The sequence below is a fragment of the Pedobacter sp. Hv1 genome, from assembly GCF_001412215.1.
Lineage (GTDB): Bacteria > Bacteroidota > Bacteroidia > Sphingobacteriales > Sphingobacteriaceae > Pedobacter.
The window spans coordinates 67,512-82,946 of sequence record NZ_LLWP01000009.1 but is presented as its reverse complement, the minus strand read 5'-3'; the positions used below and the strand labels follow the sequence as shown (position 1 = coordinate 82,946).

The window sequence follows — 15,435 nt, the reverse complement described above, 5'->3', positions numbered from 1 at the left end:
AAGATGAAAACATCAAACTATATACTGATGAAACCATACAGCCTCCTGATCTTACTTGCTTTAAGCCTTACCAGCTGTGAGAAGTTTCTGGACGTTACCCCAAAAGGAAAGTTTATTCCCAAATACATCAAAGATTATGAAGAGCTGGCAGCCAATCCCTCTTATTCTTCGAACAGTAATGCGCTTTTAGAACGGTTATCGGACAATACTTACCTCAGCGACGCCAGAATATTAGCTTCGCTGACTTCCAATACCACAAAAGCCTATAAGTGGTTGCCTGAGCTGTACATTGAAACTGAAACCGATGGCGGCTGGGACCCAATGTATAACAACATCTACAATGCAAACATCATCCTTCAGGATGTCGAAAAGTTGGAAGATGGCACAGAAATTCAACGCAAAGAAGTACTTGGCGATGCCCATTTTAACCGCGCTTATGCCTATTGGAGCCTGATTAATATCTATGCTAAAGATTATGAAGCAGCAAGTGCCGGTACAGATTTTGGCGTTCCCTTATTGACAGTTCCGGACTTGGAGGCACAGCCAAAAAGGGCTACCGTAGCGGCAGTCTATGACCTGATCCTAAAAGATTTACTACTTGCAAAAGATCAGCTTCCTGATGTCGCACGCAACGTTTACCGGAATAACAAAACAGCTGCTCTGGCGCTACTGGCAAGAGTTTACCAGAGTATGGACAATTATCCAGAAGCAAAACAATACGCCAATCTTGCTTTACAAAAAAAGAATACCTTACTGGACTTCAATACACTCAGTTTTAAAGACCCCCTGAAACCGTACTCAGGTGTTAACAACCTGCCTGTTGTGTACCTACATCCGGAAATGATCTCTTATAAAGTCACCAGTTTCGGAACAATTCTGACAAGATCATCGATTTCTCCAGATTTCTTAAGCATCCTCGGCACCAAAGATTTACGTTATGTATTCAGCTTCACAAATTTTGAAACCAACGGTAAACCAACTACCGAGCCTTATCCTTTATATCTGAATACGGAACTCTCCTTTAATATTGGTGTTCCCGAAATGATGCTTATTGTTGCAGAGACAGAAGCTAGAGGTGGTCAGATTGCTCCGGCATTAACCTTACTGAATGATTTAAGAAAGAAAAGATTTAAGCCCGCCGATTATGCTGACCTGACTGCTGCTACCGCTGATGAAGCCCTAAAGCTTGTGATTGACGAACGCAGAAGAGAACTTTTTGGTAAAGGACTACGCTGGTTTGACATGAGACGACTAGACAACGACAGTCGCTTTAAACGGAATTATACCAGGGGGAACACTACAGAGACCTATCAATTACTTGCTGGTTCTAAGAATTTTGTACAGCAGATCCCACCTAAAGTATTATTACTGAATCCGAATATTGAACGTAATCCAAGATAAGACCAGAGATGAAAAACACTTCAATCCTTAGAAATATGATGCTGACAGGACTAATGCTCCTGATGGCAAAAAATCAGGTATCCGCACAAACAGGTTACCAAATTACAGGCAGAATTGCAGACTTTGATCAACCTTCTGTTGCCTACCTCTATAAATTTACAGAGAAAGGTCGCGAACTGATCGATAGTACAACCGTTATTAACGGAGCCTTCAAATTTAAAGGCGTAGTTCAACATCCACTCTCTGCAGCCGTTCAGATTAAAAAAGTACGGAGGTCTTTAAGCCTGTTTCTGGAAAATGAAAACTATCAGCTGCTGATGCAAAGCGACTGGAAAAACAAGGAAGAGATCCATGGCGGAACAGAAATGGGAATTAAAGAAAGTTATGAGACTGAAACGGCAACTCTATCTGCACAAATGAGAGAGATTGCAGGGCGCTACGATAAGCTGCCAAAGGAAGAGCGAATTAAAGAAGGTGAGGAAATGAATGCTTTGAATGCCAAAGAAATGGACATTAAGTATAAATACATTCGTAAATACCCTGCCTCACTCGCCGTATTAAACATCATGAAGCCACAATTTGAAGTGATGAACCTGAAAGAACTTCAGGAAATGAAGTCCCTGTTTTCTCCGGAGCTCAGTTATGCCCCGGAATACAAAAAACTACTCAAATTGTACGATCAGAAAGCTGCTGCATCGCTCGTCGGACAGCAGGCGCCAGATTTCAACCTGTTTACCTTGGCTGGAACATCCTTTAAACTATCTGCACTGAAAGGAAAATATGTAGTCATCGATTTTTGGGCCTCTTGGTGCACTCCTTGTCGTACAGCAAATCAGAAGATAAAACCTATTTATCAGCAGTATAAAAATAAAGGTTTCGAAATGGTTTCTGTTTCTATGGACGACAAGCGCAACCTCTGGGAAAATGCAGTAAAAAAAGACGGCCTTCCATGGATTCAGGTATCAGAGCTCAGCGGAATAAAGAATTCTACAGTGGCTCAAAAGTATAGTGTAGTCAGCTTACCGACCGTATTCCTTCTGGATAAAACCGGAAAAGTTATAGCACAAAACATCTCAGAAAAAGAACTGGAAGAATTACTGAATCACAATTTGAACAAATAACGGATGAATAAACTGAAAATAATCTTAGTGCTCTGTCTTTTACCTTTGGGTATTTTTGCACAGAAAAGACAGCAAAGCGGGCCTAAGAAAACGGTAAAAACGATTTTAAAAAATGGCACTGTAATCAATGGAAAGCTCCATTCTCCGGCAGTAATTGCAGATGTCTATCTAGAAGACGGCCTCATTACCGACGTTATTCCTAAGGGCCAGCCCCAAAAAGCGGGATATGAAGCAGCAATAGTGATGGACCTGAATGGCAAATTCATTCTGCCTGGATTAATCGACACGCATGTTCACCTGGGTACCATCACCGAAGGTACCATAGAAGAGTTAAACAAAAGAACACATCATGATCTTGAACGCGTATTAATGGGTGGCATTACTACCGTACGAGATATGGGTGGCGACGGGCGTTTAGTGGCTGGTTATCAGCGTTCGGCAAATCTCGATCAGATTCCTTCACCCGATATTTTTTATGTGGCTTTTCTCGCCGGTCCCAACTACATGAAAATGATGGGTGACAGGGAAATATTGGGCCTGGAAAATCAGTCCATTGGCTGGCGTCAAACCGTTAATGAGCAAGACAATGCCCATGATATCATTGCCATGGCCAAAGGAAGCGGTGCAACAGGAATAAAAATCTATTCGGATATCTCGGGAGCAATGGTGAAAAAACTGGCAACAGAAGCCACTTTGCAGAAGATGCAGGTCTGGTCACATGCCACAATCATGCCTGCCATCCCTTCAGAAGCGGTTAATGCTGGGGTAAAAGTCATTTCTCACGCTCATGATGTACCATGGGAGCAGGTAGGAAAGAATGGGAAAATGGTCAATGATCACAATGGATATTCTGCATTAAAAATGGATTTCCCTCAACTCAATCCTTTAATGGCTTTGATGAAAAAGAACAATGTGATTCTGGATGCTACCATTTATTTGTCTTCCTTAAACAAAGGATATGATGTCAATGCCTTTTACATCACCAAAAGGATGCATCAGGCTGGCGTAAAGGTATCTGTAGGAACAGACTGGATGATTCCTGAAGGTACTGCGCTTCCTAACATTCATGAAGAGATGGCATTGATGGTGAGTAAATGTGGCTTCAGTCCTGAGGAGGTGATCCATGCGGCGGCGATGATCGGCGCTGAAGCCACCGGGCTTTCCGACAGAGGGCAGATTACGGAAGGCAAAAGAGCCGATATCCTTATCCTGAACAGTAATCCATTGGAGAACATCTCTGCGACCAAAGACATCTTTGGAGTGATCAAAAATGGTAAGTTTTATCCGAAGTCCTAAAGCTTATCGCTTAAAAGTAAAAGGTGTCCTTCAATCAAGCGGCACCTTTTCTTGTTTTACCGGCATTTTATAGTAGGAAGATCTTTTGCAGATTCCACCATTGCAGACAGACCTAGCAGCTAGTGAGGCCATTGAGGCAGAACACTTGGCAGAAGCCTAGATAGGGATCGTTGGGTGGGTTAAGATATTCAAAAAACCAGATTACTAAAAAAGCGAATTACTTCTTATGTTTACTAAAATATATCCTTACATGAATACACTTCTTAAAACGCTCTTTTTTACAATTCTTCTTATCGCCCATACCACTTTTCTTTTTGCCCATGAGGGCAATGAAACTTCCAATACACTAATTAGCGGTGGCATTGGAATGGGTAGTGTTTTGGCCATTGTAATTTGTTGGGATAGGACTAATTCGGTTTTAACTTCTTTTTTTGCAGGAATTTTTGGATGGTTGTATGTCATCTATTATTTGATCATTCGAGAAAATGAAAAGGATTAATCCTAGCATACGATTATCAATTAATAAGCATATCGCAATTTCTATCGGTTAGTTGTAGAGGGCAATTCTATCCTAAAAGATTAACTACCGTAAAAACACCTTATCAAAAGAGGTGAATGAACCCTAAGTTGCTGTAATTACTTCATATAGTTTTGAGGAATATCTATTGCTTATACATTCTGAGCAGTATAACATTTAGTTAAACTTTAAACGCTATGAAAAACCTTTACTATTACATTCTCGGTATTGTATTTATTTTAACTGTATTTACAATTGCTTGCAAAAAGACACCAAAAGATAAAGAACCCGTTTCGAAGGAAATTGTTAAAGAAGCTCACTTAGGAGACACCATAAAAGTTAATTTTCCAAAAGGATCCATTCTTGCCACAGAAGTTTCTTTAAAAACAGTAAACGATAAAGCAATTTTAGACCTTTTTAACGAGACTGCTACTTTTTACAAAATAGATAAGGTGCTCCCTTATCAGATTACACTTAACATTGCAAAAGATGCCCCACTAAATGATAGTATCTCTATTGCTATAAAGTTACCCACTAAATTCAAAGCCTTGTTACCGGCTAAATATGGCTTCCAGATATTTGCGCAAGCAATTCAGGAATCGTCATTTGAAATCATTGATAGCTTTTATCAAATTCCTTCCAATTACAACCCAATAACTAGTGAGTTAACAGCAACACTTTCTAGAGAACTTTTTACAAATCAACGATCAACCGCTAAAACCTATGAGGCGATATTAATTATTGGGACAACACCTGGTGAAAATCTAATTAGCAGCCCTCCAACAAAAAGCAAGTCTATAGGTAATTCAGTAGCAGCTACTAGTGGCTGTAATGCATCTCAAATTGCTTGTCCACTTGGTAGTTTTGATAAATGCACTACATTTCTTAGTCCCGATGATCTTTTTGGGCCTAGATACGACCCACTTCATAGAACTGTCTTAAAAAACCATAGGGGTGTAGATTATAGAGTTGCGACAGGAACGCCCATTTATGCAGTTTCAGATGGAACAATAGAAATAGTTAAAACCAGTACCAGTTATGGAAAAATTATCTTTGTACGACATAAGGATAACACAGCTACATTATATGCTCATTTATCTGAGCAAAATGTAACGAATGGACAATCAATTAAAAAAGGACAACTCTTAGGCAAAACTGGGGCCACTGGCAGTAGAGTAACTGGTCCACATTTACATTTTGAATATTATGCAGAAGGCGAAAAATATGCACAAAGTGGCCAGATTGATCCTACTCCATGCGTATCAAGTGGAAATATAGATGGTAACATCACCATTAGAGACAATGGCAATTTGGCAGACGATGCTTTTGAAATATATTTAGATAACAGTTTCTTAGGTGCAACAGAAATTGGGCAATCGAACTCGGTTGCAGCTTCTAACTTAAAACCAGGCACCAAAAGTTTAACCTTAAAATGTACTGTTGCCCCCGATAATGTGGGCACTTATGAAGTTATCTTAAATAATGGCCTTACATTTAGTTCTGGAGGAGTATTAAAAGAGGGCACAATCGCTCAAGGTCAATCTGTTACTTGGCAAATTATTATCCCTCAAAAATTAAATGGCACCAACAATATACTCCTTCGCAAAACTAATGCTGTTAAAGAAAAATAAATGAGTTAATTAAATTTTAAAGAAATAATGATTTGTTCCTGTTGTATTTACACTTGAGATCTCGTTTTTCAATTGAGTTGTCACAATAAGTTAGCATTTTACATTCCGACACCCTTAAACTGGCAAACAATTATTTAATCTAAAACATCCTCCTCCTGATCATCTTGAGGAGTTTGTTTATAGGCTTCTATTTGTTGGCCAATGAGGTTAACTTCTTCGTTTTCTTCAAAAATTGGCATGTCTGTTTTATAATCCAGCTTTAACCAAATAGTTGATGTATCTTTTTGGATCTGGATATACTCCGTTCCATTTTTAAAAATGGTATAGGTATCATTCCCCTCTGGGAAAACGGCATAATTAACTGCTCCTACTTCTATATCAAAGGGTTCCATATTATTTAAGGTTTAAAGGCCTAAAGATACGGATATCCCCTTTAAATTAATATTTCAGGGCTTTCAATTGATGAATAAAGTCTATAAATTTCTGACTTGCATAGTTTGCTGCACCAGCTTCATTATAAGAAATTCTACCCATCTTATCTAAAACTACAGTGGTGGGCAAAGATCCCTTAAAAATAACATCAGGAATATCTCCAGCGGCAACAAATACTGGCATCTTATATTTTTTCCGATCCATGTAAGCCTGTGCTTTCTCAAAGTTACTATCTGCATCAACCATCAAAAAAACGACATCCTTATCATTGGCAAATTGCTGGTGTAGTTTATTTACAGATGGCATTTCTGCCAAACAAGGTGGGCACCAAGTAGCCCAAAAATTAAGAAATACAACTTTACCTTTTAAATCGGCTAAACTCACTACATTACCCTTGGCGTCTTTAAATTTTATACTCGACAAGTCGGCAGATAGGGTTGCTTTTTCGGTATTAAACTGTGGTTTAAATAAGCCCAACTGCATCAGTCCTTGCATTAAAAGTGCTTTTGCTGAAGGCACAAAAAGGATCATCAAAACAAAGGCTATCAAAAGCCCATTGATCATATTTTTCTTTGTCATCATCTTTTTTATCTCCATTGCATTAATAATAAGTTACCATTCCTCTACTTCCTCCAAATTTCTGCAAATTATAACTCAGTCCAAATGTAAAATAACGAGTAATTTGGTTACTTCTACTGTCAATTGTCGAATTTCCAGAAACATATCTCGATAAATTATTCCCTTGATTTAATAAATCGGCCACCTTCACATTTGCGATAAGCACCTTACTTTTTAAGAAAGTTCTACTTAGCGACGCCCCAATTAAAAATGGATTGGTATTCACAATTGCATACCCTGTATTTATTCTTTTAGAAAAATTTGTTTCAAACTTATAGCTCTTTAAAAAATTGCCCCGAGCTGTTAATACAAAATTCCATGTTTCTACATTTCTAGATACTCCTTTAATAAGGGTATAATTATTTGCACTTAAACTATAGGCAGCGCTTCCTCCTATAGCTATTTTTTTGAGCATCAAAGTAGAGTTCAAAGATTGAGAGAAACTAAATGCTTTATTAAATAATTTAACATTGTCTGTAAAAACAATATTGTTCCCGTAGTTAAAATTACCTCTAATGCTAATTGTAAATTTGTTCTTAGCTAACGGAATATTATAGAAATAATTGCCATTAAGGTTATACATTCCATTGGCATTTTCGTAGTGCGTTTCTTGCTTTAAGCCATTTAAAGTATCGCGTATTAAAATGACATTGCTTACAATCTGGTTTTGTGTGGTTGATACACCGATAGATAGTTGTAAAGATTTTCCACTCTTTGCATCATTTCCATTATAGCTGATGTTAAAATTATGATTAAAAGAAGGTTTGAGATCTGGATTACCAACAATAACGTTCTGTAGGTTTTGTGTATTTCTAACAGGCTGTAATTGACTGGGGCTAGGACTATTGCTATTCCCATTGTAACGCATACTTAATGTTTTGTTCTCCTTTACCCTGTATGAAAGGTTAAAGGTAGGGGCATAATTGATGTTGGTATTCTTGAGGTGAACGTTTAAGTTTTCATAATCGCCAATCAACGTATTTGGCCTAACACTTGCACCCAGGGTATAATTCATCTTTTTGCTGTTATAGGCATAACTAAGTCCAATGTTCTGCGAAAAGAACAGAGAAGAGTATTGTGTACTTAAAGAGTCTACATAACGTATATTATTTGCTTTATCAGTTACATAAGTTAGGATATCATTATTGGTATTGCCAATAGAGAAGCCATAAGAAGCATTGATATTTCTACTTGCCAATGTATCCTTCGGTTTTTTTAAAGGGTGACTATAGGTTAATGTACCTCCAAAGTTGTTATTATTATAATTAGTGTTTACCCTTCGGTTTAACAGCGAATCTTTAACCAAGAAATCGGTTATTGGATCATAATACAAGGTATTGCTAATGATGTTCTGGCCATTTTTACCCAAAGACGCTCGCAGATTCATATTGGCAGAAATTGACGCTCCTTTTTTTGCTAATCTTCTAGACCAATTTAAATTGCCGTTTACACTGGGCGCTGTATTTCTGGAATTGCTTTGATTGGTTAAATCTTGCTTAATGATCCCTTCTTGTTTAGAACTCGAACTATTATTTCCCGTATTTTGTGAGTAGCCAATACCCATAGATGCGTTTAGAAAATCTTTTTTGGTATTGTTCTGAAAGTCTAAGCCTAGATTATGGTTAAATCCTTTGCTATTCCCTCTATTTTCATTGGCGCTATAAATCGTTCCCAAGGTATTTACACTCTCTATAAACGAAATATTTTCACTATCGTTAAAATTGCTATAGAAACTATAGTTGATCCCAAAACTACCATTCTTTTTAAAGGTTCTACGAAGGTTAACAGAGGCACCACTGTTTCTGCTTTGCCCAGCACCGTTATTGGCTTGTGTAGCGTTCAAATTAGTCCCAATTTGCTCTCTTTCTCTCCAAATATTGGCATTTCCATTTAAAGAAACTTGTTTGCTCGTTCCGCCATTGATACCGATGTTGCCAAAAACTCCTTTATTAATATCTGATTTGGTTACAATATTTAGCATTTTTTGGGGCTCGCCAACTTTAATGCCTGTAAAGTTGGCATCATCTCCGTAATCATCTATTACTTGTATTTTAGCCACAATACTTGCAGGCAGCTTACTGATAAAATCTTTGACATTATTGGTAAAAAAATCCTTTCCATTTACCCTTAGCTTAGTCATCCCCTTGCCCATGGTAGTTACATTATCTTCAAAATCTACATCAATACCAGACATTTGTTTAATCAGATCGCTTACCTTATCTCCGGCCAACACCTGAAAAGCAGCAGCATTAAACTCTACCGTATCCTTCATTACTCGCATAGGCTTAACAGGCGCATGTACCACAACCTCTTTAAGCATGATACCCGAATTTTTTAAAACGATAGGGGCCATCTGCAACTGTTTCTCTCCTTTATCAAATTTGTAGTTGCCCACATTAGGGTAATACCCCATGCTACTGATACTGAGCGAAAAATTTTCTGCTTTAATCCCCTTGAAACTAAACTTCCCCGATTTGTCTGTAACTGTTTTGAGGGTATCTGACCCTGCAATTAAAAGGATATTTGCGTCAGCAATCGCGATACTTAAACTATCTACCACGCTACCCGCAACTTTATGAGTGGTTTGGGCAGATGCTGTTATTGAATAACAAAGGCTAAAGAAAAGGAATAAATGGGCGCTTAATTTATAAATGGCTTTCAATTTGTTTTAGACAAAATCCGTTAACAAACTTAATATTTAGTTTTTACGGAAACGAAAGACAGCTGATATTATTATAAATTAGGTAGTTAGAAATCAAATTTTAACCGTAATCCGGTACCAATCAATTTAAGGTTATCTTTGCTCACTTCTTTCATCGGTAACTTCATAAAGGGTTCTATCGCAACCGAATTGTTTTTAGAAATCTTCTTTTTATAACCAACAGATAGGTTGTAAAAACCAATATAGTTGCTTTGATTTTTACTAGATTCTGGTGCTGGTTCTGTTGTGAGCTGATTGATAATCCTACTATTGGTAAATGAAGCTCCATCGGCACCAGTAATTGGGCTATTTGGTGTAGACGGTCCTCCTGAAATAAAGGCGCTTGAAACCAATTTATTCTCGAAATAAGTGTTTTCCCGTTGATAGTTGAGTATGGCAAAAGCAGAAATACCAAAATTAGCATAAACGTTGTTACTAATGTGATATTTAAGTTCTAAAGGAATGTCTAAACCAACTACTCTTTCGCTAACAGAGGTTAAGTTTCTGGTATCTTGAACAAAAGCTGATGCCTCTGATGGGCTGGCAGAAGCACCATTATTGCCAACACTCTTGCTCGCTGTCATTTCATTATAGGCTATACCCGAACTTAGAGATAGCTTATCAGAAAGGTTATATTCCATACTTAATCCATAACCCATATTCAGTTTTTTGGTATTACCGAATGATGGTGCAACCATTACCCCTAGTTCCCATCTATTTTCTCGTTTATTGAGTAGGTTTTCTTTTGGATTGGCCTTGTTTTTTTCTGCCTCTTTGTCAAAGAAATCCATAATATTTGGTTTAGGTCTTTCTTCAGCCATTTTCTCTGCTTGTTGCGGGTCTGGTTTCGGTTTGGTTACATTTGCCATAACAGGATTTTCATTTACTGGGCTTACCACTACCTGTTGATTTGTAGGATTGTTATTGTTGATAGGGTTAGTAACCAGCAAAGGTGGTGCTACAAAATCTTGCTCTTGTTTTGCTGCTCTTGGTTCAGTAGCATCGGCCAACAAGAGCTTACGGCCTTCATTTTGCTTATCTGTAGGTATCGTAACTTCCTTTTGCGTTTCAATTGCTGTAGGTAAACTTTCTGTTGTTGTAGCCTTTGGTTGCTCGGTTGTGGCCGAAGAATGGCTTTTGGCTAGCTCATTTTTCAATTCTTCTGGCTTTTCCTTTGTCATCAATAAAAGCGTAACGCAAAGCGCAAGTATGGCCGCAGCTCCGCTTAAGACACTGATCCATAAAAATGGGCGCTTCTTTGTTTGTTGTTTATTAAATTTCTCCCATGCGCCCGCCTCATAAGTTTCCTCATGAGCCATTAGGCTTTGTCTGATGTGAGCAATTAGCTCCTCTTCAGTTGGCTGCTTATGTTCAGTTGGTTGCATATGAATTAATTAATGTCTTGGAATAAAGTGTTCTCAATTTACTTTTCGCTCTTGCTAAATAAACCCTACTTGAGCTCTCTGGGATTTTTAATATTTTTGATATCTCATCATGAGAAAAGCCCTCTATCTCAAATAAATTAAAAATGAGTTTTTGTGTTTCTGGCAACGCATCAAGAAGTTTTAATATATCCTTTACGTTTAATGCCGCAATAACAGTTACTTCAGTTAATGGCTCTTGATGTTCTGTGATTTCATCAATAGATAATAAGCTACGTTTAGTCCGTAAAAAATCTATGGCCGTACGGGAGGCAATTTTGGCTATCCAGGCTTTAAATGCCCTTTGGTGTTCTTCGGTATTTTTGGGAAGATTAAATTGAACAATAGCTTTAAAAACCTTTATAAAACTATCATTAACCAACTCTTCAGCATCATCTCTTTCATTAACATAACGTAAAACTACGGCCATTAGGTAGCCATAAAATGATTTGTAGATCATTTCTTTGCTCTTGTTATTGTTTTTTAGACAGCCCTCAATAATCTCCTCAAACTTGAGCATTCCTAATTATGTTCCTTTAAGTTTCTTTCAATCATGAGATGATTAAACGTTTTTCCCTATTAAAAATTTTAAAAAAGCCAGCCCATATGAAGCTGGCTTTTGGCAAAAGCTATTTGTGTGTGAAAACAGCAACGCCTAATTTCATATTATCTGTAGCAGCTTTAAGACCTTTGGCATAAATGGTGTAAATCTTTCCCGCTTCGATTTTAACATCTGCAATTGAGGTCTCTATATTTCCGGTAGCTTTATTTTTAACAATAAACTTCACATTATCTCCCGCATCTATAGTCTCAAAATCTGAATATTCTTTAAATGCTTTGTTGGTAACCAAATCTGTAGGTTTTCCTTCAATAGCTAAGTTTAGCGCCTCAGCATCAGGGCTTAAATTTACAAATCTAATTCTAGCCTTACCAGTTGCCGGCTTTGTTAAATCGTCTTCTAATAAAAGGAATTTAACATTTTCCAGTTTATCAATTACAAAAAGTGAATAGCCTTTATTTGTAAAAAGTGTAACCATTTCTGTTTTTAAAGCTACACCAGCATCTTTTCTGGATAACCTCAATACTCTGTTTCCCGAATAGGCGTTCAAATAATCTATTTTAGATCCGTAGGCAAAATCACTCACTGTCGCTTTTGAATTATCTACATATACATCTAATTTTTCTATAGTAGGCGATGCATGGATCAAGCTTAAGCCAGAAATGTCAACTATAGTATAATCTTGTTTCTTTGAACAGGAGAGCAAGGCTACAGATAGTGTAACAGCAGCTATGATGGCTTTATAGTTAAATGATATTTTCATGATTAAATTTTAAGATATAATAAACAAATAGGTTAACGGCCATTAACGTTTCATCATCAATACGAGAATGGTTCGTTAAACGCTACATCTATATTGAATTATTTTGCACCAATATTTAACTATAGCGGAAAAAATGATTGTCCTAATCTCTATCAACCCGGATATTTTTACCTCCAAATTTAGAGATATTATAACTAAGGCCAAAAGTAATCACACGGGTAACCTGATTGGTTCTACTATCTATTATTGAGTTTCCCGAAACATAGCGGGCTAAATTATTGCCTTGATTTAGTAAATCGTTCGCATCTATATTTAAGCTTAACGATCTGTCTTTAAAAAAGGCTTTATTCAAGCTCGCACTAATCAGCAATGGGTTGGTATTGGCTAAAGCATAACCCTTGTTGAATCTTTTTGAGGTATTAAGGGTAAAATGATAGGTTTTTTTGATCGTTGTATTTAACATCAAGGAGAGATCTAGACTCTGGATATTTTTAAACCTGTTGTTAGCATCGCCAGTAGTAGTAGTCAGGCTATAATTGATATTTGTATTGATGTTAAGATTTTTTAGTCTTAAGGAACTGTTAACCGCTGTGGCATAGTTATGTGTTTTGTAAACTGTTGTTCCATTGATCTGGCCCAACACATCTGCAATGGAGCCTTGATTTAGCATATTGTTGTTAGAGCTAAAACTATAACTCACGTTTGCATCTGTTGTAATCTTTTTTGATATAATTGAGGCTCGCAAATACTGAGAAAGATTTATCCCTCTATTAAATCTCTTGTTATTATTAACGAATATTGCTCGATTTGAAAGACCAAGATTGCCGGAATAGGAGACCGAGTACCTGTTCTTTTTAATGGGAATATTGATCATATAATTGCCTCTTGCATTATAATTGCCATTGGTGTTTTCGAAGCGGGTTTCTTGTTTTAAACTATTTAAAGTATCTGGCACTAAAAGCACGTTGGTTACGATTTCATTTTGAGTAGTGCTAAAGTTTAACCCGGTTTGTGCGGAGATACCAGTTTTTGTATTTACATAATTGTAATTTGAAGAAATGTTATGGCTAAAGGAAGGTTTTAGGTTTGGATTTCCAATTACTATATTCTGTAGATTTTGGGTATTTCTAATGGGCTGTAACTGATAAGCTGATGGGCTATTGTTACTCCCGCTGTAATTAACCGAGATGGTTTTACCCAGTTCTATTGTTCTACTCAGGTTAATATTTGGCGAATAATTAAGGTTGTTGTTTTTTATTTTTTGATGAAGGTTGATGTAATTACTGGTTAACAGACTAGGTCTGGCATTAAAGCCAAAATTATAACGCATCTTTTTATTGCTATAGTTGTAGCTTACACCTAAAGACTGGTTTATAAATAGAGAATTGGTATTGGTGCTTAATGAATCGACATAATTTGGCTGATGATTTAAATTATCAAACACAAAGGTGGATATGCTGCTGCTGCTTTTACCAACCGAGATGCTATAGTTAAAGTTTAAGCTTTGACGTGCTAGTGAATCTTTTAACTTTTTTAGACCCAGACTAAACCCAATACCCAGATTAAAATTTTGATTGTTACTTTGGGTAACCAGATTCCTGTTCAGTAAAGAATCCTTTTCTAAAACCTGAGTAACCTTGTTATAATATAGGGTGTTGGTACTAATGTTTTGATCGGCATTGGTAGAAGAGGTTGAAAAACCAAAATTGCCAGATAAGCCATTCTTTTTATTCTTTAGTTTTTTAGACAAATTGACATTCACATTTAGGTTTGGTGTTTTATTACTCGATTGATTGACATTCTTGAGATCTTGTCTAATTACACCCGATTGCTTGTTTAAAGACATACTTTTATTCTCCGAATCTCTGTAGGAAGCACCAACAGAGCCACTCAAGAAGATATTCTTATTGTCATTATAGTTAAAATTGGTATTGAGGTTATGATTGTTGTTCTGGTTTGCGCCATTACTTAACGTTTCATTATAAAATGTACCTAATGGATTTAATGTTTCTATGGCCTGCTCATTTGTAAATGCTCCGTTGTTTCTCCCGTAATTGTAATTAAGGCCATAGCTTGCGTTTTTCCCTATCTTATTCGAATGGCTAATGCCTATTCGTGCATTTTGGGCTGTTCCGGCACCATTGTTTGAAGTGTTATAGTTTAAATTGCCACTGCTTTGTTTTGTCCCTTTCCACAAATTGAGGTTGGCATTACTTCCAAGTTGGTCATTAGTTCCAGCACTGATACCTGCAGACCCAAACCTTCCATTGTCCATACCTGGTTTGGTTACAATATTCAGCATCTTTTTGGGTTCGCCAATCTTAATCCCAGTAAAGTTTGCTTCATCACCAAAGTCATCAATAACCTGAATTTTTGCCACAATTGCAGCTGGTAATTTGCTAATAAAGTCTTTTACATCATTGGTAAAAAAATCCTTCCCGTTAACCCTAAGCTTAACCATTTCCTTGCCCATGGTTTTAACATTATAATCCTTATCTACTTCTAAACCTGGAAACTGTTTCAATAAGTCGGCAACATTATCGCCATCTAAAACCTGATAGGCGGCAGCATTATATTCAATCGTATCCTGCATTATTCTTATCGGGTTGAGCTTCGCTTTTACCACAATCTCTTTGAGCATGTTTTTCGCTAATTTTAACTCAATCGTACTGATTTCTAATTGCTTTTTTTGCCCAAACGAATAGCTCTTGATAAACTCTTGGTAACCAACCGTTGTGATCTTTAATGAAAATTCTTCTGCTTTGATCTTTGAGAAACTAAAATATCCCTCACTATCAGTAGTAGTTCGCAAGGTGTCTTTTCCTAAAATGAGCATCACATTGGCATCGTTGATGGCAGTTTTACTCGTATCTACCACATAACCATTGATACGCTTATTATTTTGTGCAAACACAGTAGATGTGCACAATAGCATGATCACGAAGAAAATAAATAAGAAGTGTTTTTTCAAGATG

Annotated in this window: 12 protein-coding genes; 5 read left to right on the top strand and 7 right to left on the bottom strand. The window is 37.0% G+C overall.

Annotated elements, in window-relative coordinates:
• Positions 1–3: 3 nt before the first annotated feature.
• The 5 genes from AQF98_RS16550 (at position 4) to AQF98_RS16530 (ending at position 5,966) form a co-directional block, all read left to right on the top strand.
• Entirely contained in the window at positions 4–1,401 is a 1,398-nt protein-coding gene (locus tag AQF98_RS16550) for a RagB/SusD family nutrient uptake outer membrane protein (RefSeq protein WP_055133081.1), read from the top strand.
• Positions 1,402–1,409: 8 nt separating this feature from the next.
• A complete protein-coding gene (locus tag AQF98_RS16545; protein WP_055133080.1) occupies positions 1,410–2,522 on the top strand; it encodes a TlpA disulfide reductase family protein in 1,113 nt (370 codons plus the stop codon).
• A 3-nt stretch (positions 2,523–2,525) separates the two neighbouring features.
• Positions 2,526–3,818 (top strand): amidohydrolase family protein, encoded by a 1,293-nt coding sequence (locus AQF98_RS16540; RefSeq protein WP_055133079.1) that lies wholly within the window; start codon positions 2,526–2,528, stop codon positions 3,816–3,818.
• A gap of 250 nt (positions 3,819–4,068) precedes the next feature.
• Positions 4,069–4,317: a hypothetical protein gene (locus AQF98_RS16535; RefSeq protein WP_200911915.1), complete on the top strand. Its 249-nt coding sequence runs from the start codon at positions 4,069–4,071 to the stop codon at positions 4,315–4,317.
• A 215-nt stretch (positions 4,318–4,532) separates the two neighbouring features.
• Positions 4,533–5,966, top strand: a complete 1,434-nt coding sequence (locus AQF98_RS16530) for a M23 family metallopeptidase (RefSeq protein ID WP_055133078.1) — start codon at positions 4,533–4,535, stop codon at positions 5,964–5,966.
• 134 nt (positions 5,967–6,100) lie between these two features.
• On the opposite strand, the gene AQF98_RS16525 is transcribed toward AQF98_RS16530, so the two are convergent.
• From AQF98_RS16525 to AQF98_RS16495, 7 genes are all read right to left on the bottom strand, one after another.
• Complete coding sequence (locus tag AQF98_RS16525) at positions 6,101–6,358, bottom strand: hypothetical protein (protein WP_055133077.1); 258 nt, start codon at positions 6,356–6,358, stop codon at positions 6,101–6,103.
• 46 nt (positions 6,359–6,404) lie between these two features.
• On the bottom strand, positions 6,405–6,980 hold the full coding sequence (locus AQF98_RS16520; RefSeq protein WP_235524250.1) for a TlpA disulfide reductase family protein: 576 nt from the start codon (positions 6,978–6,980) through the stop codon (positions 6,405–6,407).
• Positions 6,981–6,999: 19 nt separating this feature from the next.
• Positions 7,000–9,678: an outer membrane beta-barrel protein gene (locus AQF98_RS16515; RefSeq protein ID WP_055133075.1), complete on the bottom strand. Its 2,679-nt coding sequence runs from the start codon at positions 9,676–9,678 to the stop codon at positions 7,000–7,002.
• Between the two features lie 86 nt (positions 9,679–9,764).
• On the bottom strand, positions 9,765–11,102 hold the full coding sequence (locus AQF98_RS16510) for a hypothetical protein (protein ID WP_055133074.1): 1,338 nt from the start codon (positions 11,100–11,102) through the stop codon (positions 9,765–9,767).
• Positions 11,089–11,598, bottom strand: coding sequence for an RNA polymerase sigma factor (locus AQF98_RS16505; protein ID WP_255352934.1), 510 nt, complete (start codon positions 11,596–11,598; stop codon positions 11,089–11,091). The genes AQF98_RS16510 and AQF98_RS16505 overlap by 14 nt, the downstream gene beginning before the upstream one ends.
• Before the next feature lie 169 nt (positions 11,599–11,767).
• The gene (locus AQF98_RS16500) at positions 11,768–12,460 is read right to left on the bottom strand and encodes a DUF4397 domain-containing protein (protein WP_055133072.1); all 693 of its coding nucleotides are present in this window, start codon (positions 12,458–12,460) and stop codon (positions 11,768–11,770) included.
• A 142-nt stretch (positions 12,461–12,602) separates the two neighbouring features.
• Positions 12,603–15,431, bottom strand: a complete 2,829-nt coding sequence (locus AQF98_RS16495; protein ID WP_161805882.1) for an outer membrane beta-barrel protein — start codon at positions 15,429–15,431, stop codon at positions 12,603–12,605.
• Positions 15,432–15,435: the final 4 nt, after the last annotated feature.